General features: G+C 39.0%; 24 protein-coding genes. 20 read left to right on the forward strand and 4 right to left on the reverse strand.

The window, feature by feature from the left end:
* Nucleotides 1-234 precede the first annotated feature (234 nt).
* Nucleotides 235-2,085, forward strand: a complete 1,851-nt coding sequence (locus FAZ15_RS10565) for a glycoside hydrolase family 2 protein (RefSeq protein ID WP_238387220.1) — start codon at nucleotides 235-237, stop codon at nucleotides 2,083-2,085.
* Nucleotides 2,086-2,143: 58 nt separating this feature from the next.
* On the opposite strand, the gene hemW is transcribed toward FAZ15_RS10565, so the two are convergent.
* Nucleotides 2,144-3,280, reverse strand: coding sequence for a radical SAM family heme chaperone HemW (hemW, locus tag FAZ15_RS10570; RefSeq protein ID WP_136901286.1), 1,137 nt, complete (start codon nucleotides 3,278-3,280; stop codon nucleotides 2,144-2,146).
* A 523-nt stretch (nucleotides 3,281-3,803) separates the two neighbouring features.
* Here hemW and FAZ15_RS10575 point away from each other — a divergent pair.
* Together FAZ15_RS10575 and FAZ15_RS10580 are read left to right on the forward strand one after the other, a co-directional pair.
* On the forward strand, nucleotides 3,804-4,580 hold the full coding sequence (locus FAZ15_RS10575; RefSeq protein WP_136901287.1) for a hypothetical protein: 777 nt from the start codon (nucleotides 3,804-3,806) through the stop codon (nucleotides 4,578-4,580).
* Between the two features lie 318 nt (nucleotides 4,581-4,898).
* Entirely contained in the window at nucleotides 4,899-6,953 is a 2,055-nt protein-coding gene (locus tag FAZ15_RS10580; protein ID WP_136901288.1) for a glycoside hydrolase domain-containing protein, read from the forward strand.
* Between the two features lie 16 nt (nucleotides 6,954-6,969).
* Here FAZ15_RS10580 and FAZ15_RS10585 read toward each other — a convergent pair whose 3' ends face one another.
* Both FAZ15_RS10585 and FAZ15_RS10590 read right to left on the reverse strand, forming a co-directional pair.
* Nucleotides 6,970-8,838: a M1 family metallopeptidase gene (locus tag FAZ15_RS10585; protein WP_136901289.1), complete on the reverse strand. Its 1,869-nt coding sequence runs from the start codon at nucleotides 8,836-8,838 to the stop codon at nucleotides 6,970-6,972.
* Nucleotides 8,839-8,948: 110 nt separating this feature from the next.
* Nucleotides 8,949-9,335 (reverse strand): hypothetical protein, encoded by a 387-nt coding sequence (locus FAZ15_RS10590; protein WP_136901290.1) that lies wholly within the window; start codon nucleotides 9,333-9,335, stop codon nucleotides 8,949-8,951.
* 171 nt (nucleotides 9,336-9,506) lie between these two features.
* On the opposite strand from FAZ15_RS10590, the gene FAZ15_RS10595 reads away from it, so the two are divergent.
* Nucleotides 9,507-11,045 carry a sulfatase family protein gene (locus FAZ15_RS10595; protein WP_136901291.1) on the forward strand — a complete coding sequence of 513 codons (1,539 nt, stop codon included), beginning with the start codon at nucleotides 9,507-9,509 and terminating at the stop codon, nucleotides 11,043-11,045.
* 51 nt (nucleotides 11,046-11,096) lie between these two features.
* On the opposite strand, the gene FAZ15_RS10600 is transcribed toward FAZ15_RS10595, so the two are convergent.
* Nucleotides 11,097-11,951 (reverse strand): M23 family metallopeptidase, encoded by an 855-nt coding sequence (locus FAZ15_RS10600; RefSeq protein ID WP_136901292.1) that lies wholly within the window; start codon nucleotides 11,949-11,951, stop codon nucleotides 11,097-11,099.
* A gap of 141 nt (nucleotides 11,952-12,092) precedes the next feature.
* Between FAZ15_RS10600 and mutY the strand changes: the two genes are divergently transcribed.
* The 16 genes from mutY to groL all read left to right on the forward strand — a co-directional run bounded on the left by mutY (nucleotide 12,093) and on the right by groL (nucleotide 26,551).
* A complete protein-coding gene (gene mutY / locus FAZ15_RS10605; RefSeq protein ID WP_136901293.1) occupies nucleotides 12,093-13,139 on the forward strand; it encodes an A/G-specific adenine glycosylase in 1,047 nt (348 codons plus the stop codon).
* Between the two features lie 19 nt (nucleotides 13,140-13,158).
* Nucleotides 13,159-13,611 (forward strand): single-stranded DNA-binding protein, encoded by a 453-nt coding sequence (locus tag FAZ15_RS10610; RefSeq protein ID WP_136901294.1) that lies wholly within the window; start codon nucleotides 13,159-13,161, stop codon nucleotides 13,609-13,611.
* Nucleotides 13,612-13,671: 60 nt separating this feature from the next.
* Nucleotides 13,672-14,712 (forward strand): phenylalanine--tRNA ligase subunit alpha, encoded by a 1,041-nt coding sequence (gene pheS, locus FAZ15_RS10615; protein WP_136901295.1) that lies wholly within the window; start codon nucleotides 13,672-13,674, stop codon nucleotides 14,710-14,712.
* 4 nt (nucleotides 14,713-14,716) lie between these two features.
* Nucleotides 14,717-15,142, forward strand: coding sequence for a hypothetical protein (locus tag FAZ15_RS10620; protein WP_136901296.1), 426 nt, complete (start codon nucleotides 14,717-14,719; stop codon nucleotides 15,140-15,142).
* Between the two features lie 3 nt (nucleotides 15,143-15,145).
* Entirely contained in the window at nucleotides 15,146-15,721 is a 576-nt protein-coding gene (locus tag FAZ15_RS10625; protein WP_136901297.1) for a TetR/AcrR family transcriptional regulator, read from the forward strand.
* Between the two features lie 95 nt (nucleotides 15,722-15,816).
* The gene (rlmD, locus tag FAZ15_RS10630) at nucleotides 15,817-17,232 is read left to right on the forward strand and encodes a 23S rRNA (uracil(1939)-C(5))-methyltransferase RlmD (protein WP_136901298.1); all 1,416 of its coding nucleotides are present in this window, start codon (nucleotides 15,817-15,819) and stop codon (nucleotides 17,230-17,232) included.
* Nucleotides 17,233-17,252: 20 nt separating this feature from the next.
* A complete protein-coding gene (locus FAZ15_RS10635; RefSeq protein WP_136901299.1) occupies nucleotides 17,253-17,654 on the forward strand; it encodes a hypothetical protein in 402 nt (133 codons plus the stop codon).
* A gap of 66 nt (nucleotides 17,655-17,720) precedes the next feature.
* Nucleotides 17,721-18,482, forward strand: a complete 762-nt coding sequence (locus FAZ15_RS10640) for a hypothetical protein (protein ID WP_136901300.1) — start codon at nucleotides 17,721-17,723, stop codon at nucleotides 18,480-18,482.
* Between the two features lie 188 nt (nucleotides 18,483-18,670).
* Nucleotides 18,671-19,366: an OmpA family protein gene (locus tag FAZ15_RS10645; protein WP_136901301.1), complete on the forward strand. Its 696-nt coding sequence runs from the start codon at nucleotides 18,671-18,673 to the stop codon at nucleotides 19,364-19,366.
* Between the two features lie 175 nt (nucleotides 19,367-19,541).
* Nucleotides 19,542-20,978 (forward strand): tRNA (N6-isopentenyl adenosine(37)-C2)-methylthiotransferase MiaB, encoded by a 1,437-nt coding sequence (miaB, locus tag FAZ15_RS10650; protein WP_136901302.1) that lies wholly within the window; start codon nucleotides 19,542-19,544, stop codon nucleotides 20,976-20,978.
* A gap of 21 nt (nucleotides 20,979-20,999) precedes the next feature.
* On the forward strand, nucleotides 21,000-22,265 hold the full coding sequence (locus FAZ15_RS10655; protein ID WP_136901303.1) for a sigma 54-interacting transcriptional regulator: 1,266 nt from the start codon (nucleotides 21,000-21,002) through the stop codon (nucleotides 22,263-22,265).
* A 12-nt stretch (nucleotides 22,266-22,277) separates the two neighbouring features.
* A complete protein-coding gene (locus tag FAZ15_RS10660) occupies nucleotides 22,278-22,811 on the forward strand; it encodes an LptE family protein (protein WP_136901304.1) in 534 nt (177 codons plus the stop codon).
* A 15-nt stretch (nucleotides 22,812-22,826) separates the two neighbouring features.
* Nucleotides 22,827-23,894 carry a hypothetical protein gene (locus FAZ15_RS10665; protein ID WP_136901305.1) on the forward strand — a complete coding sequence of 356 codons (1,068 nt, stop codon included), beginning with the start codon at nucleotides 22,827-22,829 and terminating at the stop codon, nucleotides 23,892-23,894.
* 18 nt (nucleotides 23,895-23,912) lie between these two features.
* A complete protein-coding gene (secG, locus tag FAZ15_RS10670) occupies nucleotides 23,913-24,266 on the forward strand; it encodes a preprotein translocase subunit SecG (RefSeq protein ID WP_136901306.1) in 354 nt (117 codons plus the stop codon).
* Nucleotides 24,267-24,566: 300 nt separating this feature from the next.
* Complete coding sequence (locus tag FAZ15_RS10675; RefSeq protein WP_136821627.1) at nucleotides 24,567-24,842, forward strand: co-chaperone GroES; 276 nt, start codon at nucleotides 24,567-24,569, stop codon at nucleotides 24,840-24,842.
* 74 nt (nucleotides 24,843-24,916) lie between these two features.
* Nucleotides 24,917-26,551 (forward strand): chaperonin GroEL, encoded by a 1,635-nt coding sequence (gene groL, locus FAZ15_RS10680; RefSeq protein ID WP_136901307.1) that lies wholly within the window; start codon nucleotides 24,917-24,919, stop codon nucleotides 26,549-26,551.
* The last annotated feature ends 40 nt before the right edge of the window (nucleotides 26,552-26,591 follow it).

A 26,591-nucleotide genomic window follows, 5' to 3' on the forward strand; every position in this document is an offset into this window, starting at 1 on the left:
AGACAATTTAATAATTTAATGAGACAAAATGTCAATGAGTTGATGTGAATATTTGATAAATTTAGAGATTCGTTGATTGAGTAGTAAACCACATTATAATTAGAAGTGATATTTACGATCGCTCGTTCAAGATGACAAGAAAAGAAATTATGTTTATTCGGATATTTAGCGAACCTGTGGGAATCAGGCCCTATATAGACAAAAGAAACTAAACTTAAATAACAATAAAAAAGTATGATGAAAAAAACTATTGCCGTTGCTGTTGTCATAGCAGCTACATTATCAGAAGGTTTTTCTCAGCAGTGGAAACCTGCAGGTGAAAAGATACTGACCTCTTGGGGAGAAAACCTGGACGCTACAAAACCACATCAAGAGTATCCGCGTCCGCAGTTGATACGTAAGGATAACTGGCAAAATTTAAATGGCTTATGGAAGTATGCCATTACAACCAAAGATCAAAAGGAAATACCGAACGAATGGGAAGGAAATATATTGGTACCTTTTGCGGTGGAGTCTGCGTTATCGGGGGTAGGAAAAGAGGTAGGAAAAGATAAGGCACTTTGGTATAATAATGAAATTAGTCTAGATCTCAAAGTCGATAAAAATAACGTGATCCTTCATTTTGGTGCTGTTGATTGGCAATGTGATTTATATGTCAATGGTCAACTGGTTGGGCGTCACGAAGGTGGATTTGACCCTTTTTCATTTGATGTGACCTCATTTCTGAAGAAAGGTAAAAAGCAGAATATTGCCATGCGCGTGTGGGATCCTACAAGCGAAGGCCCTCAGCCCCGCGGTAAGCAAATTAACAACCCGCATGGTATATGGTACACACCGGTAACGGGTATTTGGCAGACCGTATGGATAGAGTCAGTGCCTAAAACGTATATCGTAAGTACCAAACACACACCTGCTGTGGATGACAAAGCACTGCATTTCGAGGCGCAAGTAGAAGGTGCTCTGCAGGGTGATCAAATTGTGGTAGAAGCGTACGACGGGCCTACTAAAATCGCAGAAGGGAGCACTCCTACGGGTTCTGTTCTTAAACTTGCGGTACCGCAAGCTACATTGTGGTCACCAGATAATCCAAAGCTTTATGATTTACAGATCAAAGTCCTCCGCAAAGGTAAAGTAATCGACAGGGCGACAAGTTATTTTGCCATGCGAAAAATCACGATGAAACCAGATGAGAAGGGAATTCAGCGTATGTATTTAAACGATAAGTTTGTGTTCCATTATGGACCTTTAGATCAGGGCTGGTGGCCAGATGGCTTGCATACAGCCCCTTCTGATGAAGCACTGAAATTTGATATCATCAAAACAAAGGAGATGGGCTTTAATATGATAAGGAAGCACATCAAGGTAGAACCTGCGAACTGGTATCGCTATTGCGATAGCATCGGTATATTAGTATGGCAGGATATGCCAAGTGGCGACCTCGGAGGAAACGTATGGGATATGCAGCCCGGAAAGATATCTGGAGGTCTTCATGACAAGGTGCGTTCATCTGATTCTGAAGCAATATACCGTAAAGAGTGGAAAGCTATTATGGATGTACTGCATAATTATCCAAGTATAGTGGTATGGGTGCCATTCAACGAAGCTTGGGGGCAGTTCAAAACTAAGGAAATTACCGAATGGACTATAAAACAAGATCCTTCTCGTATCGTCAATAGTGCAAGTGGAGGTAACTTCGCCCACACTGGCCATATGCTCGATATTCATAATTATCCGGACGCCGCAATGCCTGATCCACAGATATTTGGTAAAGATTATATATTGACTTTAGGAGAGTTTGGTGGATTAGGCCTGCCTATCGATGGACACAGCTGGCAGCAAAAAGATAACTGGGGATACCAATCATTTAAAAATAAGGAAGAACTGAAAAAGAGATATGAAGAGCTTATAAATAATCTAGCAAAGCTTATTCCACTTGGACTATCTGGCGGTGTGTATACACAAACAACGGATGTAGAGGTAGAAACAAACGGGTTGATGACGTATGACCGTAAAGTAATTAAAATTTCGGAATCAGATCTGAAAAATATACACCAAAAGTTGTATGATGCAAAGATAGGTAAGTAAGGGTAAGAGGTTGTCTCCTATGTTTGTCTTGGACAAAGGTAGGAGACAGCCCTACTAATTAAAGTTGCGTTTCATCGATCAGAAATAATGTCGAAGCAATATGATCAGCAACCAATTTCCCCACCGAGGTAAGGCGTAAGGTATGATCCGTTAATTCAACTTCTCCCTTTTCGACAAATTGCCGTACTTCTTTTGTCAAATAGTTTTCGGTATCGGCTCCAAAATCGTTTTTCACTTTGTCTAAGTCTATTCCCCACATGGTACGAAGAGAGGTCATAATGTATTCATTGACACGATCTTCTAATGAGAGTTGCTCTGTTTCCAAATGAAATGAGTTTTCCAATATCCCTGTACAATATTTCGCATTGTTGGCGACGTTCCAAGCGCGCGAGGTACCATTAAATGAATGAGCGGAAGGCCCAATTCCTAAATAGTGCTTGCCTTTCCAATAATTAGTGTTGTGTTTAGCATATTTGCCAGGCTTTGCAAAGTTGGATATTTCGTAATGTTCAAATCCCTTGCTAATTAAAGTCTCTATCAAAATCGACATTTGTTCTGCACTTTGGTCTTCATTTAGAGGAGCCGTTGTTCCTTGTTTGATAAAGTGATCCAAAGCAGTCCGATTTTCTACAGTCATTGCATAGGAAGAAATGTGTGGAATTTCAAAATCGATCAATCGTTGCATGTTAGATTTCCATTTTTCGTCAGTGAGTAACGGATAGCCATAAATTAGATCACAGGTTATATTTTCAAAGCCTGCATCTTGCACGCGCATAATTGAAGACTGGGCTTCTAATGCGTTATGAGCCCGATTCATCCATTTCAGGTCTTCTTCATAAAAGGATTGGATACCGATACTAAATCTATTGATTGGCGTGTTTCGTAATGCTTGAACCTTAGCGCTATCTAGGTCATCTGGGTTTGCCTCCAAGGTAATTTCCGCTTCGGAATCAATGTCGAAATAGCGTCCGACCTGATCGATCAGTCGGCTAACCTCATCGGCCTCCAAGATCGAAGGCGTACCGCCACCAAAGTAGATGGATTGTACCGTTTTATCTTCCAAATAAGATGCACGTATTTGGAGCTCCTTATGCATAGCTTGCAGCATGTCCTCTTTGTACTTTAAGGAAGTACTAAAGTGAAAGTCGCAGTAATGGCATGCCTGCTTACAAAATGGAATATGGAAATAGATCATACATGCAAATATAGTTTTTTTCGCCTTCGTCTTGACAGGTCATTGTATCCGCTTCTGGTTAGATTCGAGCCTTATTCGCAATTTCTTCGACAATTTTTCGATAACTCTTCGACTGCTGTTCCATTTTGACTCGACAGATACCGGTAATAATACCGAACATGCGTCGAAGGACGGACGAAGCTAAGTCGAAGTTGTCACGAAGTTGTGTACTGCTTATCTCGAAGCTAATACGGAGTTGTACGGAGTTGTACGGACTTTAACGGAGTTGCACGGACTTTAACGGACTTTTATTTACTTTAGAACTGATTAATTTAGCCTGCCAGAAAGACGCGTAAGCCAGGGTTTCGACCTACAGGCGATGGTTATTGCAATAACTTAACTAAAGGTACAAGATTTTGTTTTCTTTTTATAGAAAGATTTTGTTTTTTTTAAAATCCAGTTTCTTTGTTTGTAGGACATTAATTGTTAAATTCGTGTGTAGAGCTAGTCTGCTTTTGATTACCATTTATTTTGACCACTTAAGATGGAAGAATTGTTCAACAAATATATTGCCAAGAAGTTTCGTAAGAGAGGGGATGAATATCATTTGAGTGAGGATAGCAAGAGGAGTTCGGGTACATTCGGACACAGTAATAAATTGGCTTCAAAGATATATCAGCAGTTTAAAATAATTGCCGATAAATTGATGAAGAGAGAGATTTACCAAAAATTGCTGAATCAGCTTACTGAAATAAAAACACAGTCGACTGATGAGACAGAAAACAAAGAGCAGTACGCAACGTACACCAAATTGCGTGGTTTTCGGTTGAATACTAGCCGATCTTGGAATTCATTATTACCTTGGATCCCCCAAATTGAACTAAAGTTGCACGTAGGACATATTTGTATTGCTCTTCCTGATGATAAAAATTGGAAGCTAAAGAGTTTTCCCGAACGATTAAGTCGCATAGCTATAAAATTTCATGTCATTGTTGTGTCGTTAACGGATGGTCTTCATACGGAATGCTTCCCCACCGATACCGCATTCATAGTGCCACATAAACCGACTAAATTTCACACAGTTGATATAGCCGTTGAACTACCTGATGAGTGTGTCCTTTTAGTGATCGGGTGTACGCAATATTATCTGTGGGAGACCGATGAGAATACTGATTTTGCTTCAGGAAATAAAGCACATGTAGCAGCAGATGTACTGCAGGTTTTTCAGATCAGGGACGGTTTGCTGCTACCGGAAAAAGCAATTGAACAAAGTATGCCTAAATCTTCTGTGGTTCCAGAAAGTGGCGCCAAATGGAAATAAATTTGGGGATATTTATTCTTGATCCAAGTTCCGATGTATACAGCAACATAGATTCTGATCTTATTTATGTAATCTTTCGAAATCCTGGATAAAGGAGGTGTCAGGATGACGCAACAGTATTTAAAGCGTTATTTAGTCGCTATTACAGTGTATCTCTTTTTGCCCGTTTTGGATAATAGATTTTAATATCGATAGACTCCAGATCATGACACAGTTATCTAATTAATAAAAATTAATTAGATAACTGAAGTAAAAGCAGGAAAAAGTGTAAATTGCGATGTTTTTAATCAATGCTAAATCGGTTTATTTAAGACCTTTATGAAGAATTATTTTTCTGGATTTTTTTTACTCTCACTACTCTATCTCCATATGAATGTATGGGCGCAAAGCGAGAAAGTTAATGTTTTTCTTGGCTCATCAGGTGACCATGGCCAACTCTCTCCTGCTGCGTCGTCGCCTTTTCATCAGTTGAGTATTGTTCCGCAGACTCTGCCGACTTTGCACATGGGGTACGAGTACTTAGCGAAAGAAATTGTAGGATTTACACACAACCGGTTTGAAGGCGTCGGATGTAAGGGTAGTGGCGGATTGATTTTGGTCAAACCATTTTTGGGTGATAAGGATACGAAAATTCCGCTACAGAAAAGGGGAGAAAAGGCATCTCCCGGATCTTACGAGATAGAATTTAAAGAGGGAATCGGCGCAAAAATCGCAGTAGATGGTAATTTTGGTATACATGAGTATACTTTTCCAAAAGGAAAAAAGGGATTGTCTATCGATTTAGCACATGCATTTAATGGTGCATTTGTTAATAATAAGTATGAAATAAAAGATGGTCTTATTTTGGGTGCGCTTCGTGCAAAGACGACTTGTAATGTAGGTATATATACCATATACTATGCGATCTCATTAAATCATGTTGTAGACATGGCTGTCGAAGGTGATAAACTGCGCATGCACTTAGCAGACAATGTAGAAAAGAGCGAATTTCGAATCGCTTTTTCTGCGGTAGATATCGCTTACGCCAGGAAAACACTAGAGGATCATAATACGATAGACTATGCTAGATTAAAACAAAAAACGGTAGCGAATTGGGACAGATACCTGTCTGCCATACAAGTGGAAGGTGATCCTGAACGTGAAAAATTGTTCTATTCGCTTTTTTATCGGACAATGCAATCTCCGTATAAGATATCCGAGGCTGATGGGAAGTATCGGGGTACTGACGGTGAGATTCATCAGGATGAGCTCCCCCGATTTCATGGATGGGCCATCTGGGACAACTATAAAACCCAACTTCCTCTTTTGGAATTGACTTTCCCTCAGTACTATCAAGCTATTGTATCTTCTGTTTCTGATTTGTACCGCTATGGTAAATATGATTTTGCCGGGCCTCATGAACCGGCGAATTCGGTGCGAACCGAACACGCTGCAGTAGTATTGCTGGATGCTAAAGGCAAGGGTTATGAAATACATCTGGATGAAATACGCGACTCATTGATCAAAGATACATCTCGTTTTGATTTCTCAAAGCCAGATAAGTATCTGGAAGCTGCCTATGATATGTGGACGATGAGTCAGTTGTTTGAGGGAGAGGAGTCGGATCATTATTTTAATCGTGCGATGACCTATAAAAAGGTTTGGGAAAAGCATTTTAAGGATCTAAAAAGAAACGACGTGGATCGCATGTCCGCACGAGATATGTATCAAGGGACCATAAGGCAGTATCGATGGAATGTCCCATTCGACGTGTCAGGATTGGTGAAATTGGCAGGAGGGAAGACGGCTTTTACACAGCAATTGGACGATTTTTTTGATAATCATTATTTCAATCGTGCGAATGAACCGGATATGCAGTCGCCGACTTTATATTACGCTAGTGCAAAGCCTTGGCGATATCAATCTTTAGTGCATGAACTCGCTTTGGATACGGTGATACAGTATTATTTTAACGATAACAGTAGAGGAATCGACGCACACATTGACCGGATCTACAAAAATGAACCTAAAGCTTTTGTGCGTACAATGGATGACGATGCAGGTGCTATGTCTGGTTGGTTTGTGATGACGGCTATTGGCCTTCATCAGCCGTTAGTAGGAGAGCCGATTTATTACCTTAATGTGCCGTTTTTTTCAAAAGTAACCCTTGCTAATAATGGTAAACCGCTAGTTATAAAAGTCTTGAATTTTTCGGATAGAAATCGTTATATAAAAAGCGTCAAGTTAAATGGTAAGGATTTGGGTAGGGTCTGGATGAAGCATGAGGAGCTAGCAGCGGGAGGGGAACTGGTGATTGAAGCTTCTAATCAATCGACAACGTACGGTTTTGATTCAATTTGGATATCTAATGCAAATATAAAAGGCGGATCTTAAATCCGCCTTCCTTCAATTATCTTTCAAAAGTATTGTCTGATGACTCTACATCTGCTAGCCGTTGGGATGGATCAATCCAAACTTTTTTTGCAGGCTTATTTGTTGTAATCACATACTCAGGCTTAGTCCAGAACCAATCTTCTACTATTGTACGGGTTATGCCTTGATAGATGTCAAAGTTTTCTGCTGCTTTCTCTCCGCGCATTTCTCGAAGCGGAATGTAAAATAACTCTTTGGAACCGTCTTCATATTCAACCAGTACGTCTAGCGGCATCGCAAAGTCGGATTTGTTTTTAAGCACAATGCTATTCGAAGTTACTTCTGTAATTGCGTAGTCAATCTTACGTGTCGTATTGATAAATAGATTAAAGTACCATTTGAGATTGATTCCTGACACTTCTTCTGCTACGCGTTTAAAATCATTCGGTGTAGGATGCTTAAATTTCCAATGTTCGTAAAATGTTAAAAATGTATTGTTCAAGTTTTCCTGTCCTATGATATAGCCCAATTGCTGGGCTAAGACGGCGCCTTTATTGTAGGCCTCGTTACTATATGCATAGTTGGAATTGTAATAATCTGCCAAAAGACTCATAGGTTCTTCCTTGTCTGAAAGAGCGAGCTTGTAATAAGCACGATAGGCTGCAATAACCGGGTTAGTGTCTACTGCACCCTTTTTTTCAAAAAGTTGCTGGAAGGCTAACTCTTCTACATAGCTTGTAAATCCTTCGTCAAACCATTCGTCGACTGTTTCATTGATGCCAAAAAGATGTTGGTACCAAGAGTGGGCGGCTTCGTGAAAAATAACACCCACTAAACTTTTGATATTTCTACCTCCCGTTACCAAAGTAGCTGTTCCGTATTCCATACCTCCGTCACCGCCTTGTATAATCGTGTAGCTTGGCCATGGGTAAGCTCCAAATTTATCGGCACAGAAGTCAAAAAAATCAGTTGCCAATCCGAGCGCTTGCCGCCAGTTAGCTATCGTAGGCTTATCATTGGGTAGATATACTGTATATACGTTTATTCCACCACGGCTTTTAGCAGAGTCCACTACAAACTTAGGGTCCGCAGCCCAAGCAAAATCATGAATGTTTTCCGCTTTGTAATGCCACTGTACCTTATTGTTTATTGGCTTGACTGTGGGTTTCTTTTGGTAACCTTTTACATGAGCGGGATTTTGAAGTACTCCCGACGCGCCCAGTACGTAATCTTTATGGATATTGATTTTAACGTCGAAATTACCAAAAGGTGCGATAAATTCCCGTGCAACATATTCGTCAAGATGCCACCCGAATTCGTCGAAATGTGCCATCTTGGGGTACCACTGTGTCATCGATAAGGCAACACCCTCTTTCGAATTTCGGCCACTTCGTCTTATTTGCTCCGGGACCTGTGCATTCCATTCCATTTGGAATGTAGCCGTAGCGCCGTCTAGAATAGGTGAAGGAAGAGTCACTTCTAATAGGGTGCCGTCCACTTTATAGGTTGTGTTAATGCCGTTGAATGTAAGTGATTTTATCTTCTGATAACCTATTTGATCAGGTGTAAGTGGCGCGATGCGACTTTGGTAAATAGGTTTTTCTTTTGTGCCCAGGTTGGTTGTCATCCGCGGATCTGGATCGGAAATAGATGTAAGTCTATAGTCCATCATACTTCCAGGTTGAAAGGCGTTAAAATAGAGGTGGAAATACACTTTTGACAGTGATTGACCCGAATTGTTGGTGTATTTTAACGTCATCTTTCCATCGTACTGATAGGTTTTTTCATGCACATCAATGGACATATTATAATCTACACCTTGTTGCCAATATCCTTTACGTTGTCCAAATAAGGGATTGCAACAATATATTACTATAGCTAAAAACAGGATATAATTTAATTTCATATTATATATAATAACTACTTCATGAGCTGGCCTGACCTACCGGAGGTGGCTAAGCTCGGTTTCTTTGTGTCAAACTTACAAAAATTGAAGCGAGTTGGGTGAATTGTAACTTAAAACTTATAATATTCTACAGCGGAGTCAATAAGTGCATGATGAAGAAGCTTGTTGTCATCTTCCTCTTGGAACAGCTTGTTGCGCCAATACCGGCTAGGTGATTTCTTATGGAAATGAATGACGTACAAAGCTCCACCCGAACGGGTAAGACTTTGGATATAATCTATTTCGGCAAGAGGATAGGAAATCTCCTTTTTTCGAAAGGTAATAATTAGGTGCTCTTCAGTAAGGAGCCATACGGAAGGATTTTGACTCATTCTCACGCTTACAAATAGTATGACTGGGATCGTAAATAATATAATGATAATCTTTACAATTTCTTGAAACGGAATAAGAGAACTCAAGCCGCCAGCTAAAAAGAGCATCAGCAAAAAGCTTGACATAAATTTACCTCTGTGTAGGGTATGGACCGAGAATGATTGTTGCATCGCACAAACTTAGATATATTTGCTTTTATACGCAATTATAGAAATTGTATAATGGTATTTAAATAGAAAGATGCATATTTTGCAAAAAGAGGGAGAATAATGTTTGTGAATGTTTATTTTTATTAAATGAAATTTATTATTAGTCTAATATGTCTTATCTATGTATTTAATACCTATGGACAGGCGAGAAAAAATATTATAATTATCATATCAGATGATCACGCGTTTCAAACTATCGGGGCGTATGGGGCTACGTATGGTAATACACCAAATATTGATCGTTTGGCACATGAAGGGGCTGTATTTAATCGTGCATATGTTAATAATTCTATATGCGGTCCCAGTCGAGCCGCATTACTAACTGGAAAATATAGTCACAAAAATGGGTTTAAAGACAACGAAACATCTAATTTTGATCACACGCAAGATTTATTTGTTAAGCGTTTGCAAGAGTCCGGCTATCAAACGGCTTGGGTGGGTAAGCTACATTTGGGACATAATTTAAAAGGTTTTTCCTATTATAGTATTCTTCCTGGACAAGGACATTATTATAATCCAGATTTTATTACGGCTACCGATGAAGGTCCTGAGGTCAATGCCCGGGAAAATGGTTACGTGTCTGATATTGTGACTGATAAAGCGTTAGATTGGATAGATGAGCAAGAGGATACCCCCTTTTGTATTGTAATTGGTCATAAAGCGACTCATCGGACGTGGATGCCTGATACAAGCGATTTTGGGTTGTATGATAGTGTACAAATTGATCTTCCTGATACTTATTTTGATCAACATGAGACGCGTAATGCAGCAGCGTTACAAGAAATGAGTATTATGAAAGATATGCGCCTCAAGTATGATCTTAAGATGTACGACAGTTTGGACGATATGCGCAAAGAGGGAAACTTTAAGCGGATGAACGAAGAACAGATTCAAAAGTATTGGTCTTACTATAGCCGAATAAAAAATGAATTAGATGATGCCAATTTGAATGGTGAAGCGCTGGCTATCTGGAAATTTAAAAGATATATGATAGATTACTTAAACACAGCCCAATCCTTAGATAGAAATATTGGGCGAGTTTTGGATTATCTTAAAGAGAACAACTTAGAGGAAAATACGTTGGTAATATATCTTTCTGACCAGGGCTTTTATATGGGAGAGCACGGTTGGTTTGATAAACGATTTATGTATGAGGAGTCTTTTCGTACCCCTATGTTAGCAAGATTGCCGAATGTTATAAAACCCGGATCAAAAATTGAAGCTCAGGTAATGAACGTAGATATTGCACCTACTATACTCGAACTCGCAGGAGTGTCGATACCGGAAGATATCCAAGGTCGATCTTTTTTGAATGTAATGAAAGGAACATCTAAATCCATACGGGATGCGGTATATTATCATTATTATGAAAATGGCGAACACGCTGTCTCTCCACATTTTGGTGTAAGCGATGGGAGATACAAATTAATCCGTTTTTATAAGCGTATAGATAGTTGGGAGCTTTTTGATATGGCACGGGATCCGAAAGAGATGCAAAATGTGTACAATAATCCAAAATATAGATCCGTTCAGCGAAAACTAATAAGAAAGCTAACGGATGAAATTGAGAGACTAGACGACGATGAAGCGCGCTTAATTTTAGAAAATAAAATTTCAAATAGGTAGCGAAGGGTCTACTTCTTTGAACCCGACCTCCGGGATTATGTGATTGCTAGTTTAAAAATTAAAGTATTTTTCAGGATTAAGCTTCTTGTTGTTTTGTAAAATTTCGTAGTGAAGGTGTGAACCAGTACTTCTGCCCGTATTGCCCAATAATCCGACAACCGTACCGACTTCGATATTTTGGCCCTTTTTTACTTTCGTCTTTGAAAGGTGTGCATAACGGGTTTGAAAGCCATTGGGGTGGTCCACTTTTACGACATTCCCATATGCTCCTTCATATCCTGCAAAAATGACTTTGCCATTTGCAGTTACTTTTACAGGGTCGCCCGTTCTCCCTTTTAAATCAATTCCTGAGTGCATTTCCCTACCTCTATTTGTAAAGGGGTTACGACGGTAGCCAAATTTTGATGTAATTTTCCCCGGATGGGGTATTCCAATTGGAATACCGGCTAACTTACGGTCTAGTTCTTTTAAAGCATCCGCATAAAATTCGCTTAACAGTTCGATGTTTTCTTCATCTAGTTCTACCGGTCCTCCTGCATTTTGTAAGGCAATGGTTTTTAAACCCCTTTTTTTCATTTTTGCGTTAATGCGTTCTAAGGTGCTGTCTATTTTATTGAATGATTGCTTCACTTGATGAATATCCCGCGCACTTTCGTCTTGATCTGAACTCAACTGTCGGTTCATTGCTCTTACCTCATCTAGAGTGGCTTCATATTTGTTAGTAATATCTTGTTCTTTTTTAATTGTGGCAAAATAGACTATACTGCCGCATAAAATAAAGATAAATGAAAGAGTAGAAATGCCGATTTTTTTCCAGTGTTTAAGAAGGACTGTCGGCACCATCAGATTTTTGTCTGATGTGCCATCCGTACTAACGATACGCACAGAAGATTTATTTTTTAACATACTTGATTACGTAAATACTTTTAAATACTTTTTCACGGTGTGTCGCAAATTTAATGAAATAGGTGAGTTATGCTCAATCCGTTGGAGGCCAACGATCGAATATACTCGTTAAAATTTGTTAAAAATGTGCACTTTTGCAGTATGTCTTTTTCGGAAAAAATAATCTCTTGGTATACAAAAAATGGCCGTAAGTTGCCATGGCGCAATACAAATGACCCCTACATCATCTGGTTATCCGAAATTATTCTTCAGCAAACGCGCGTCGAACAAGGCGCGCCTTATTTTGATTCTTTTGTAACAAAATATCCAGATGTTCGGAAATTTGCGGATGCTGAGGAGGGGGATATTTTGAGGCTTTGGCAAGGACTTGGTTACTATTCACGGGCGCGTAATATGCATCGGGCGGCAAAACTTGTTGTCGCTGAATTTCAAGGAAATTTCCCAACACGATATGCCGATGTCGTTCAGTTGCCTGGAGTTGGGGATTATACTGCAGCAGCCATTTCCTCTTTTTCAGTCAATGAAAAGCAGGCCGTGTTGGATGGGAATGTTTTTCGTGTGTTGGCGCGTTATTTTGGTATCGCTATACCCATTAATTCCGGGGAAGGTAAAAAGGTATTCAAAAGTCTTGCACAAGAATTAATATCCAACAATAATCCAGGGGTGTATAATCATGCGATAATGGATTTTGGTGCAATACACTGTAAACCAAAGGTGCCGCTGTGTGAAACTTGTGTTTTTAGATTGGAGTGTGTAGCTTATAAGGAGAACAGAGTTTCTGAATTACCGGTCAAGATTAAAGGAAAAGCAAGCAGGAATAGATTTTTTCATTACTTCGTTCATGAAAAGGGCGAATCTATATTGATGTCTAAGCGAGGAGATGGGGATGTGTGGTCCAATTTATTCGAATTGCCTTTGATAGAAACCGAGGATGATCTAGATTTGGTAGGGTTGATGCAACTAGATGAATTTATGACGCATTTTGAGGGAGCGGATCTATTGCCTATAAATGGACAAGTAAAACACATTTTGAGTCATCAGAATATTTATGCTCGATTCTATCGGTTAGAAAATTTACCTGAGGTAAAAGAAAAAAAAGAAGAATGGAATTATTTTTTGTCAGAAAATTTAGATAAATTAGCTAAACATAAACTTATTTTTTCTTTTTTAAATAAGTATATTAGCTGAATAAACCCTAAATTATAGTATGTCAAGCGTAAACAAAGTTATTTTAGTGGGACACTTGGGTAAAGATCCTGAGTTGCGTTACTTAGACGGAAATGTTAGTGTAGCGAGTTTTCCTTTAGCCACCTCCGAAACGTATAATAAAGACGGAAAGAAAATCGAACAAACCGAATGGCATAATATTGTCATGTGGCGTGGACTGGCGGATGTCGCCGCAAAGTATTTGAGCAAGGGGAGGCTCGTATATATTGAAGGTAAATTGCGTACACGTTCGTATGAAGATAAAGAAGGAATTCGACGGTATACAACAGAAATTGTAGCCGAGAGTTTCAATATATTAGGACGACGGACGGATTTTGAAAATCCTTCTGGGAATCAGGCTAATGCCAATACAAGTTCAAATACGACAACCCAACAAGAACAGTCTGTTGACTTTAAAGAGAATGATGATGAGGAAGATGGCTTGCCATTTTAATCCATATTAATTAGAATATCCTGACATAGAATTTTAATATTTTGCTGTATCTTTGGCGTTATGTTGCAAGATAAAATAAAGCAGTATACCGAAGAGATTGAGCAGATTACGCTATCATCCGCTGCAGATGTAGAAAATTATAGGTTAAAATTTTTAGTTTCTAAGGGTGTGATAAAGGGTTTGTTCGAGGAATTTAAAACCGTTTCTTCTGAGGAAAAACGTGTTTTAGGTAAAGTATTGAATGAATTTAAACAACTAGCGGAAAATAAATACCAAGAAGGTCAAGAACTGTTTGGCAAATCCAATGTCACGGCTACGAAACGTGATGAAGTGGATCTAACCTTGCCGGGCGAAGGATTTCAACTGGGATCTCGTCATCCGCTCTCTCTGGTGCGTAAAGAGATCGTGGAAATCTTTAAAAAATTAGGATTTGTTGTGGCGGAAGGGCCTGAAATCGAAGACGATTGGCACAATTTCTCGGCGTTAAACTTTCCTCCTGAGCACCCTGCTAGGGATATGCAAGATACATTTTTTATTAAAAAACAGGATGGAAACGATATTGCACTTCGTACACATACTTCATCAGTGCAAGTGCGTCTTATGGAAGCTGGCAAACCTCCGTTTCGTGCAATTATGCCGGGGAGAGTGTACCGCAATGAGGCTATTTCGGCACGTGCACATTGTTTCTTTCATCAGGTTGAAGGATTGTATGTCGATGAAAACGTTTCTTTCGCCGATCTAAAGCAAACGTTATTTCACTTCGTACAGGAATTATATGGAGAGGGTACAAAGGTGCGTTTCCGTCCCTCTTATTTTCCTTTTACCGAACCATCGGCAGAGATGGATATCTCCTGTACGATATGTAAAGGGCAAGGATGTCAGTTGTGTAAGGGATCGGGTTGGGTAGAAATTTTAGGATGTGGTATGGTCGATCCCAATGTGTTGGAAAACTGTGGAATAGATAGTAAAAAATATTCAGGTTTTGCATTTGGAATGGGTATCGAGCGTATTACAAATTTGAAATACGAAATTAAAGATTTGCGTCTTTTCTCCGAAAATGATGTTCGTTTCTTATCTCAATTTGAAACTGAAATAATATAATATAATGTGGATCACTAGGAACTATATACTCTTCTCGTTGTTCACTTTACTTGCTGTTGCATGTGACAAAGGCGGCTGTAATGTGGTTCCTAATGTTGCTTTCAATCAAACATTTTCGCAAGCCACGGCAAGCAATGCGTTTCGTCCGAATGGCAGCGACTATGTTTCGGGAGGAGTTAGCGGTTTGATCGTATACAATATTTCAAATGTCGCCGGTACGTATAAGTTTGTCGCATATGATAGATGTAGTCCGGTGAACCCCGAACAACGGAATCAAGTAGTGATCTCAAATGCATTTTATGTGGAAGATCCAGCGAGTGGAGCGAAATGGTTTTTAAAAGATGGCTCACCGATTGATGTAGCTGAATGCCCCCTTAAGCCTTACTATGTAAGTTCGTTTGGAAATTCATATACTGTAGGAAATAATTAACCGATGGAGCAAGATAAAATAACCGTAGCTATTAAGAAAGCCGCTCGTGAGCTTTTTCGTAAATATGGTTATAATAAAACCAGTGTCAATGAATTAGCTAGGCAATCCCATATTTCTAAAGCGACATTCTATAAACATTTCGCTTCCAAGGAATTGATTCTTCATGCCGTATTGATGGAGTATATACAGGAGAATGTGCAGGATATCCTGAATAAAGGCGTGCGTGAAAAAGATCTACCTACTTTCTTGGCAAATACAATTCTTCGTGTAAGCCGTGTGACTTATACAGTCTGCAATGAATTTGTTGGTTGGGAATTTATTCGGGAATCTGCGAATGCACAGGAGTATTTGAAAACACTTTCAGATGATTTGGAATTTTTATTGCTAAGTTCTTTTATCCAAAATGAAACCATAGGATCTACTATTTCTGAGGATAAACTTACTTTCCTAATCAAAACAAGTAAAAATATTGTTTTTTCGTTCGCCTTCACTGCAGTAACGGATGCAGATGTAAAGAAAAATTTTATCTCCTTCCAGAAGGAGATGTTGCCTCATCTGGTAGCAGCGACGTTGCTTTAGCTGAATACGCGAATTTGCATATTCGTACGTCGCGTATCTCAATACGAACTACCCAATACTTAATACTTCCAAAAAAAGCGTATTTTTGCCAAATCATGGGAAGAAGAATACCACAGGAGAAAAAAATCCTGAATAACGTTACTATTATTGATATCGCAGAAGAGGGAAAAGGTGTCGCTAAACAAGATGATTTAGTGCTTTTTATTGAAAAAGGAGTTCCCGGGGATGTAGTAGATGTTGAATTACAACGGAAGAAAAAGAATTTTGCAGAAGGCAGGGTGGTCAATGTTATTCAAAAGTCTGAACATCGTGTAGATCCATTTTGCCCGCATTTTGGTGTATGTGGCGGTTGTAAGTGGCAACATATGACCTACGATGCGCAATTGCAATTCAAACAGCAATCTGTAGATAACGCGCTTTCGCGGATCGGAAAAGTTGATACTTCTTCCATGGAAAGTATTCTTCCGTCACAACAGACAGCGTACTATAGAAATAAACTGGAATTCACGTTTTCCAATAAAAGATGGCTTACGTCCGTAGATGAACAGGTGTCTCCAGATAATATGGATGCGTTGGGTTTTCATGTTCCGGGTCGTTTTGATAAAATATTGGATATCGATCATTGTTTTTTGCAGCAAGATCCCTCCAATGATTTGCGTAATGCAGTCCGTACTTTTGCAGTAGCAGAAGGTATTACGTTCTACGACCTACGCGCACATGAGGGAGCGTTGCGTAATCTTATTATTCGTACTTCTTCAACGGGAGAAGTGATGGTTATCGTTGTTTTTGCTTATCCGGAAGAAGGGCAAGTAAAGCAGTTAATGTCGTTTATAGATGGCCGGTTTTCAGATATCACGTCCTTATTATATATCATCAACCAAAAACGCAACGATACTATTTTTGATCAAGATATTCAGGTTTACAAAGGACGTGATTTTATCTACGAGGAAATGGAGGGACTGAAGTTTAAGGTAGGTGCTAAGTCATTCTATCAAACGAATTCTCAACAGGCGTATGAATTGTATAAAATCACGCGTGAGTTTGCGGATCTAAAAGGTCATGAATTAGTTTACGATTTATATACGGGAGCTGGCACGATTGCGAATTTTGTTGCCCGAACGGCTAAAGAGGTCGTAGGCGTGGAATATGTGCCCTCTGCTATTGAAGATGCTAAGCTCAATTCAGAAATCAATGGAATAGGAAATACAAAATTTTATGCTGGAGACATGAAAGATGTACTTACTTCTGACTTTGTATCGCAGCATGGTAAGCCCGATGTGGTAATTACTGATCCGCCACGTGCAGGTATGCATGCAGATGTCGTGCAACGTATTTTGGAAATGGAAGCAGAAAAAATAGTCTATGTAAGCTGTAACGCAGCGACGCAAGCTCGGGATTTGCAGATACTTACTGAAAAATATGATGTGGTACGGATCAAACCCGTTGATATGTTTCCTCATACACAACATGTTGAAAATGTGGTGCTATTGAAGATTAGAGAACAAGCATAAATAAAGATATAAAAGGTGATATGAACTTAGAAGATCTTCTTAATAATCAACCGTCCGACGAAGATGGTCAATCCTCCGCTGAAAGTAGCCCATTACAGAGCTTAAAAGTTGATTTGGATTTTTATAGCGATTCGATAAAAGAGGTTTCTACGGAAATGATCATTGAAGGATATACATTATACCCTATTTTCATTGCTCATCAACATGAAGTGAGGATAGGGGAGGTATTACTCGATAAGTCTGATTTGGGGACAAATTGGTCTATCAACGTGAGTTCGGTAGAAGAATTTGTAGATAGAGGGATAATAAAAGAAGAGAAGCGAGCTTATTTCGAGAAACATTTCAAAAAGGCTGAAAATTTTATGTGTCTGTTTGTAGTCGTACCGGAAGGTGCAAACTTTGTTTTTTATCCCTATAAATAAGAATGATGAATAGTTTAAAACTTTTTAACATTTTATAGTCTAACTATTTCTTTACTTTAGCCACGGATGTTAAAACAAATAATAAAAACTATATGTTGTCTTTTTGTGCTGTTACTAGCATTGATGGAGGGGCGTGCTCAACAGATAGAAATGCCTTCGCTTTCCGGATTAGTATTGGATAAAGATAATGGAAGCAGAATAGAAGACGTAAATATCGTTAATCTAAGGACAAAAAAACGTACTACAACAAGTAGTTACGGCGTGTTTTATATCGAGGCATCAGTTGGAGATAGCTTGTCCCTTACAAAAACGGGCTACGGATCTATTAAAACCATTATCTACACGATGGAAGACTTGCTTTTGGAAATGCAGTCTGGAATTCACTTAGAGACGGTAGTCGTAAGTCGAAAGTCTCGAGAACAGGAAATGGGAGATATCCTACGCGACTATGAAAAGAAAGGAATATATAATGGTGGAAAGAATAAAGTGGGGACGTATGTAAGTAGTCCTGCCACTGCGTTATATAACCTATTTGGTCGTGAAGCAAAGAATATGAAGAGGTTTGAAAAATTTATGGATCGAGAGGTTGATGAAATACAAGTGGATCGGATTTTCAGTAAAGCTAAAATTGCAGAAATTACGGGATTGAGTGGTGATGATCTCCAAAACTTTATGGATCTTTATAGACCTTCTCTTTCTATGGCACAAGCCTGGGGACAATATGATCTTTTGGATTATGTAAATCGTTCGTTAAAATCGTGGAATGAGCAGGGTAGGCCAGCTTCTCAGAAATTACCTAAATTGAATATTCCACCTCAATCAAGATAAAATCTTCGTGATTAATGGTGACATCCATAGCTGTGATAGTTTTATGAAGGTTCTTGATGGTCATAGAGAACAAACACTTTCAAAATAAAAAGTGTTTTTTTTAGTGTTTAAATCAGGATTGAGCAAGTAGGCTATACTTTTGGCATTTGCTTTGTTTAGTACTTTACGTAAGAAATTTAAAATAATTATTGGTTATGAAAATGAATAAAAAATTAGCTGTGTATGGTCTTTCTTTGGCTACATCAGCAATGTTATTGGGGAGCTGTTCAACAATTCAAAATACAAGTAGTACAACTAAAGGTGCTGTAATCGGTACAGCCGCTGGTGGTGCCGTGGGGGCATTAATCGGTGGTAAAGCAGGTAATACTGCTGTAGGTGCTATAGCCGGTGCTGTAATTGGGGGTGCCGCTGGAACATTGATTGGTAAGAAAATGGACAAACAGGCTAAAGAAATCGAAAATACGGTGGCAGGTGCAGAAGTAATCAAAGCAGATGAAGGCATTATCGTGAAATTTGATGAGGGTATATTGTTTGATTTTAACAGTTCGAACCTAAAAACTGCAGCAAGATCCAACATTGCCAATTTAGTAGCAACGTTGAATAAAGAACCCGGAACTGAAATTTTGGTCATTGGACATACGGATAATATCGGTTCATTATCGGCTAATCAAAAAGTTTCAGAAGCGCGTGCCGCTGCTGTAAAATCGTATGCGGTATCACAAGGTCTCACGGGAGCACGTGTAAAAACACAAGGTAAAAATTATTCTGAGCCAATTTCCTCAAATGATACGGATGCAGGACGTGCTGAAAATCGTCGTGTAGAGATTGTTATCGTAGCAGGTGATCAAATGGTGAAAGAAGCAAAGGCAGAAGCCGGTCAATAAACGGACCTCTTCATTAATATAACAACAAGGTGTTGCTCGCAGGAGGAACACCTTGTTTGCTTTATTCGCTACTTTTCAATGCGCAAATCCTCATTATTTTAATGAGACATTACGCTGACAAAGTGTCATTATATCTAATTTTAATTTGTTAACTTTGTAGACTTTTAATTAAGATATGTTAGATTTAATACACAGCACAAAAACGCACGATGAAGATCGTCAAGGTGAAGCTTTATCATTACCATCTACCGTAAAGGTTTCTAACGGGAGAAAGTTGTACATAGAGAGTTATGGATGTCAGATGAATTTTTCTGATAGTGAGATTGTTGCGTCCATTTTGTTGGATAAGGGATTTGAAACGACTAAGGATTATAAGGAGGCAGATGTTGTTTTTATTAATACGTGTTCTATACGTGAGAATGCTGAACAACGTGTGCGCAATCGCCTGAAGGAATTTGAATCTGCAAAGGCAAAGAATCCAGGGATGATTGTCGGTGTATTGGGGTGTATGGCAGAACGTCTGAAATCAAAATTCTTAGAGGAAGAAAAATTGGTTGATGTTGTAGTTGGTCCTGATGCATATCGAGATTTACCTAATCTGATTGAGAAAGTAGATGATGGAAGCAAGGCTGTAAATGTATTATTGTCCCGTGAAGAAACTTATGCTGACATTAACCCTGTCCGGCTTAATACCAACGGTATTTCAGCCTTCATATCTATTATGAGAGGGTGTGATAATATGTGTTCTTTTTGTGTGGTACCATTTACGAGGGGTCGTGAAAGAAGTCGGGATACACATTCTATTGTGCGTGAGGCTCGTGAATTGTATAATGCAGGTTATAAAGAAGTAACCTTGTTAGGACAAAATGTTGATTCTTATAAGTATACTCCGAATGTTCCGGAAGGAGAAGAACCACTTTCTACGGTTAACTTTGCACAATTATTAGCTTTAGTAGCTGAAGTAAGTCCTGATTTACGCGTACGTTTCTCAACTTCTCATCCCAAGGATATAACAGACGAGGTATTGTATACCATGGGACGTTACGAAAATATTTGTAACTATATTCACCTTCCGGTACAATCTGGAAATTCCCGTGTGTTGGAATTAATGAACCGAACCTACGACCGAGAGTGGTATAAAGACCGTGTGGATGCCATCCGTCGCATTATCCCAGAATGTGGAATTTCTACAGATGTAATCACCGGATTCTGTACAGAAACAGAAGAAGAACACCAGGAAACTTTATCCATGATGGAGTATGTGAAATATGATTTTGCTTATATGTTTGCTTACTCGGAACGTCCGGGTACATTAGCAGCTAAGCGTTATGAAGATGATATTCCGGAGGAGATCAAAAAGCGTCGTCTGACGGAAGTGGTAAATTTACAGCGCGAACACAGTTTGTTCAGACTGCAACATTTCGTGGGCAAAGTGCATAAAGTATTGATCGAAGGATTCTCCAAACGATCGGATAAAGATTATTGTGGTCGTAACGATCAAAATACGATGGTTGTATTCCCCGTTGATGAAAGATACAAAGTGGGTGACTATGTACATGTGTTGGGCCAAAGCTGTACTTCTGCTACTTTAATCGGAAAAATTGTAGATTAACTAATCATTAAGGAGAATACTGTGGACAATCAAGATTTAAAAAATAGATTTGGTATCATAGGGAATTCCCCTCTGCTCAATAGAGCGATAGATGTTGCGAAACAAGTTGCACCGACAGACATATCTGTTTTAATACAAGGCGAAAGTGGTTCAGGTAAAGAAGTGTTTTCGCATATCATTCATCAATTGAGTGCACGTAAACATGGGCCTTTTATTGCGGTTAATTGTGGTGCTATTCCCGAAGGAACGATTGATTCGGAGTTGTTTGGTCACGAAAAGGGGTCTTTTACAGGAGCACATGAAGCGCGTAAGGGTTACTTTGAAGTGGTTGATGGAGGAACTATTTTCTTAGATGAGGTAGGTGAACTCCCAATGAATACGCAAGCTCGATTGCTACGTGTTTTGGAATCTGGAGAATATATCCGTGTTGGGTCTTCAAAGGTTCAAAAGACAAATGTTCGGGTGGTCGCGGCGACAAATGTGGATGTGTTTGAGGCAGTGAAAAAAGGAAAGTTTCGTGAGGACCTGTATTACCGTTTGAATACTGTGCCATTGCGTACACCGTCTTTGCGTGAACGTAAAGAGGATATCTATTTGCTATTCCGCAAGTTTGTGGTCGATTTTTCGGATAAATATCGGACGCCAGGAGTCCAACTAACACCGGAAGCACAGGAGCTACTTACAAATTATAGCTGGCCGGGTAATGTACGACAATTGAAGAATATTGCAGAGCAGATAGCCGTTTTGGAAAAGGAACGTATAGTGAGTGGCACAATCTTGAGGAATTATCTGCCTGTCGAATCAAATGCTACGAACCTCCCGATGTTTGTGAAAGATCAAAATAAGGATGATTTTTCGGAACGGGATCTGCTATATAAGGTACTGTTTGATATGAAAAAGGATATGGTGGATTTAAAAAAGCTCGTCGTGGAATTGCTTCAAAATGGTGCTAGTCCGACTACTTTTGATCAAAATTCACCTTACATTAATCAGCTCTATCAAGAAGTGGTGCCTAATACACCGCAATTATATAAAGAGGAAAATAAACATCCTTCCACACTAACTATCCATAATCCAGCTAATGCGAATACGAATAATCCCTACATGGCAATAGATACGCAGGATGCGGAGGAAGTAGAAGAATCTCTTTCGCTGATAGATAAAGAGTCCGATTTGATCAAAAAGGCATTAAAAAAGCATAAAGGGAAGCGAAAATCTGCTGCGCAAGAGCTCGGGATTTCGGAAAGAACATTGTATAGAAAGATTAAAGATTTAAATTTAGAATAGTAATTTAGTTGTATGTCAAAAGCTACTATTAGGATTGTATTACAGAGTTTGTTTGCCGCAGTGCTTATTTTGTGCATACAGGGATGTGGGGTAAAATATAGTTTTACCGGAGGATCGATTCCCCAAGGTATGAAAACCTATACCGTATTGTATTTTGAGAATATATCACCGATGGTGTACGCAACATTGAGCCAAAATTTTACGGAGGGCCTAAAAGAACGTATACGTACACAGTCTTCTTTAAGCCAGGTAAATGATGATGGAGATGCGATTTTTGAGGGTTTCATCACCAATTATACCATTACCCCAGCTGCGGTGGAAGCGGGTGGGTTAGACAGAGCTGCTTTAAATCGCCTATCTATTACAGTAAAAGTAAAATACACGAATAAATTGGACGCAACTGGGGATAGTAACTTCGAAGATTCTTTTACGCAATTTAAAGAGTTTTCTGGAACAGATGTTACTTCGCAAGAGGCGACATTAAATGAAGATATTGTTAAAATGTTGACGGAAGATATTTACAATCGGGCGTTTGCTAATTGGTAGAAAGATATTTTATGCATGGAAAATCTTAATACAGTATATCATCCACTCTATGTTCAGGCGCTCAAAGATCCAATACAGATCGAGGAGTCTGCTTTACAGGAGTTAATTGCTAGATATCCGTATTCGCAACCTCTTCATTTTGCATTAGCAAAAAGGAGATATTTGTTGTCCGACGCTTCTGATAGTCAGCTTACAGCGGTTTTGTTTGCATCCAATGTGAATTGGCTATGGGACTTTGTGAATCGTCCTGTACGGCAAGAAGAAGATTTGCTTATAGAAGATCTGCTTATAGAAAATGAAGAGGAATACATTCCGTTTGTTGACGTTGAGGAAAAGCAAAATACGGATAAATTGGAAGGGCAAAAGAGTTTTTCCGAATTCGTTGAAGATAGCGATACCGAAGATGAAGAAGAGGTTGCAGATGATCGTACTTTAGAGAAGCTTATTCAAGGAGGAGCTTCTTCCGCCGATTTTTTTGTTTTTGAAAGCAAAAATGACGTAGAAAAAGATTTGCCTGTACAAAAGGATGAAGCTGCTGCTCAAGAAGAAGAGAACATTAGTTTGTATAATGATGAGCTGTTGCCCTATAGTTTCAGGTGGTGGTTGCACAAGACAAGATTGGAATATGCTGACACTTACCAACCCTTTGCGAGTCCAATGTTTCCGGAACCTTATAAGCGCCCCTTTAACCCTCAAAAAATCGATGAAGCTGTATTAGACCAGCAGATTAAGGAGAACATATTCCATCTGCAGGATCCTGAGGTTAAGCTTAGTGAGGCAACAAAAATGAAGAGGGTGCCGTATAATCCTGCACCTAAAAAGGTAGATGAAGTCATTGAAAAGTTTATTCGAGAGGATCCGATTATACATCCACCATCTCCCGAGCAATTGAATACGGAAAACAAAGCCCGGCGGAGTGCTGAAGATAACTATACGTTAGTTACAGAGACATTGGCTAATGTTTATGCGGATCAAAACCTATACTTGAAAGCGATTGAGGTATTCAAGAAGTTAATTTTGAAATATCCAGAAAAAAAATCGTATTTTGCGAGCCGAATTAAAGAACTAGAAAAAAATATATAATTTAATAGAAATAAAAAAATGACGACTTTATTCATTATCCTGATTGTTTTAGTAAGTGTTTTATTAGCATTTTTCGTGTTAATACAGAATCCAAAAGGGGGCGGTTTATCATCAGGGTTTTCAGGAGGATCTAATTTAATGGGCGTACAACGTACAGGCGATTTTTTAGAAAAAGGAACTTGGACTTTAGTTATCGCTTTAATGGTTTTTTGTTTAGCAATTAATATTGTCGGCCCATCAGCAGTTGGAAATAGAGGCGGATTAAGTGATCAGATTGAAGCACCGGTACAAAGTAGCCCTTCATTGAATTTGAATAATGCAGCTCCCGCTACAGGTTCGGCTCCAGCGACAGCTCCCGATTCGGCAAACTAACTAAAAAAATATTTAAAAGGCCTCGCATAGATAGCTTGCGAGGCCTTTTTTTTCTGAAAGTCTCTGTATACAAGAGCCCTCAAGAACCTTCATGAATCTTTATAGCTGTTGATGATATAGGATTCATGAAGGTTTTGTTATTCTTGTGTCTCTGTCAGGATGACACATTGACGATGTGCATTGCTGTCATAAAATTTCAGTGTTCGTGAAAAATTGTCAACAAAATTGCTTTTTTATGGAGTTGGCATAATTGGTGATAATTAAAAGTACAATCAAGTAAAAAAATAATAAAATATAATTATGGCATTAAGTATTAAACCTATCGGAGACAGAGTAGTAGTTGAAGCTGCTCCTGCAGAAGAAAAAACAGCATCAGGATTGTACATTCCTGACACAGCGAAAGAGAAACCATCTCAGGGTATTGTTGTAGCAGTGGGTTCTGGAAAACCCGAAGAGCCTCTTACAGTTAATGTAGGTGACAAAGTGTTATATGGTAAATATGCTGGTACAGAAATCACTTATGAAGGAAAAGAATATTTAATTATGCGTGAATCTGATATTTACGCTGTATTATAAAGATTAAGGATAAAGGAATAAAGATTAAGGATTAGGGAGTTTGCTCCCCAATTTATACTCAATACTAACATAAAATGGCAAAGCAAGTAAAATATAATGTGGAAGCGCGTGAATCCCTTAAAAAAGGTGTTGACACGTTAGCAAATGCAGTAAAAGTGACATTAGGTCCCAAAGGACGTAACGTAATTATCGAGAAGAAATTTGGTTCTCCAGCGATCACTAAGGATGGTGTTACGGTTGCGAAGGAAATCGAATTGAAAGACGCTATTGAGAACATGGGTGCGCAAATGGTTAAAGAAGTTGCATCTAAAACTGCCGATCAAGCAGGTGATGGTACGACTACAGCTACTGTATTAGCGCAAGCTATCGTAGCTCCGGGTATCAAATCTGTAGCAGCAGGTGCTAATCCGATGGACTTAAAACGTGGTATTGATAAAGCAGTAGCTGCAGTAGTGGCTAACTTAAAATCTCAATCTCAGGTAGTAGGGCAAGATAATAACAAAATCAAACAAGTTGCTTCTATTTCAGCGAATAATGACGATGTAATCGGTTCATTAATTGCAGAAGCTATGCAAAAAGTGGGTAACGACGGAGTAATCACTGTTGAAGAAGCAAAAGGTACAGAAACAGAAGTAAAAACTGTAGAAGGTATGCAATTTGACCGTGGTTATTTATCTCCATATTTCGTTACCAATTCTGATAAAATGGAAGCTGAATTGGAAAACCCTTACATTTTGATCTACGACAAGAAAATCAGCAACATGAAAGAGTTGTTGCCTATTTTGGAAAAGCAGGTTCAGACAGGTAAACCGTTGTTGATCATAGCAGAGGATTTAGATGGAGAAGCTTTAGCAACGTTGGTAGTGAATAAAATCCGCGGTTCATTGAAAGTCGCTGCCGTTAAAGCGCCTGGTTTCGGAGATCGTCGTAAAGCAATGTTAGAAGATATCGCTATTCTTACAGGAGGTACTGTTATTTCTGAAGAAAGAGGGTACAAGTTGGAGAATGCAGAATTAGAATACTTAGGCCAAGCAGAGAAAGTGGTGGTTGATAAAGATAATACTACAGTAATCAATGGTTCTGGTAATGCAGATGATATCAAAGGACGCGTTGCTCAAATTCGTACACAAATCGAGACAACTACTTCTGACTACGATCGTGAAAAATTACAAGAACGTTTAGCTAAACTTTCTGGTGGTGTCGCGGTATTGTATGTAGGTGCTACTACAGAAGTAGAGATGAAAGAGAAAAAGGATCGTGTCGATGATGCTTTACATGCAACTCGTGCAGCTGTAGAAGAAGGCATTGTAGCTGGAGGTGGTGTTGCCTTCATCCGCGCTACTGATTCTTTAAAAGAACTTAAAGGAGCTAATGAGGACGAAAATATCGGTATTGATATTATCAGACGTGCTATTGAAGAACCTTTACGTCAGATTTGTTTCAATGCAGGTATCGAAGGTGCTGTTATTGTTCAAAAAGTAAAAGAAGGTACTGGTGATTATGGATACAATGCTCGCACTGATGTATTTGAAAATTTGATTGGTGCAGGTGTTATCGATCCTACAAAAGTTTCACGTGTCGCTTTAGAAAATGCAGCTTCTGTAGCTTCTATGTTGTTAACCACAGAATGTGTATTAGCGGACGAAGCGGATGAAAATCCAGGTGCTGGTGCTCCTCCAATGGGCGGCGGCATGGGCGGAATGATGTAGTATATTAGAGCATTCAAATCATAAAATCCTGTTCGACTAG

The sequence above is a fragment of the Sphingobacterium olei genome (assembly GCF_005048855.1).
In the GTDB taxonomy this organism is placed as follows: Bacteria; Bacteroidota; Bacteroidia; order Sphingobacteriales; family Sphingobacteriaceae; genus Sphingobacterium; species Sphingobacterium olei.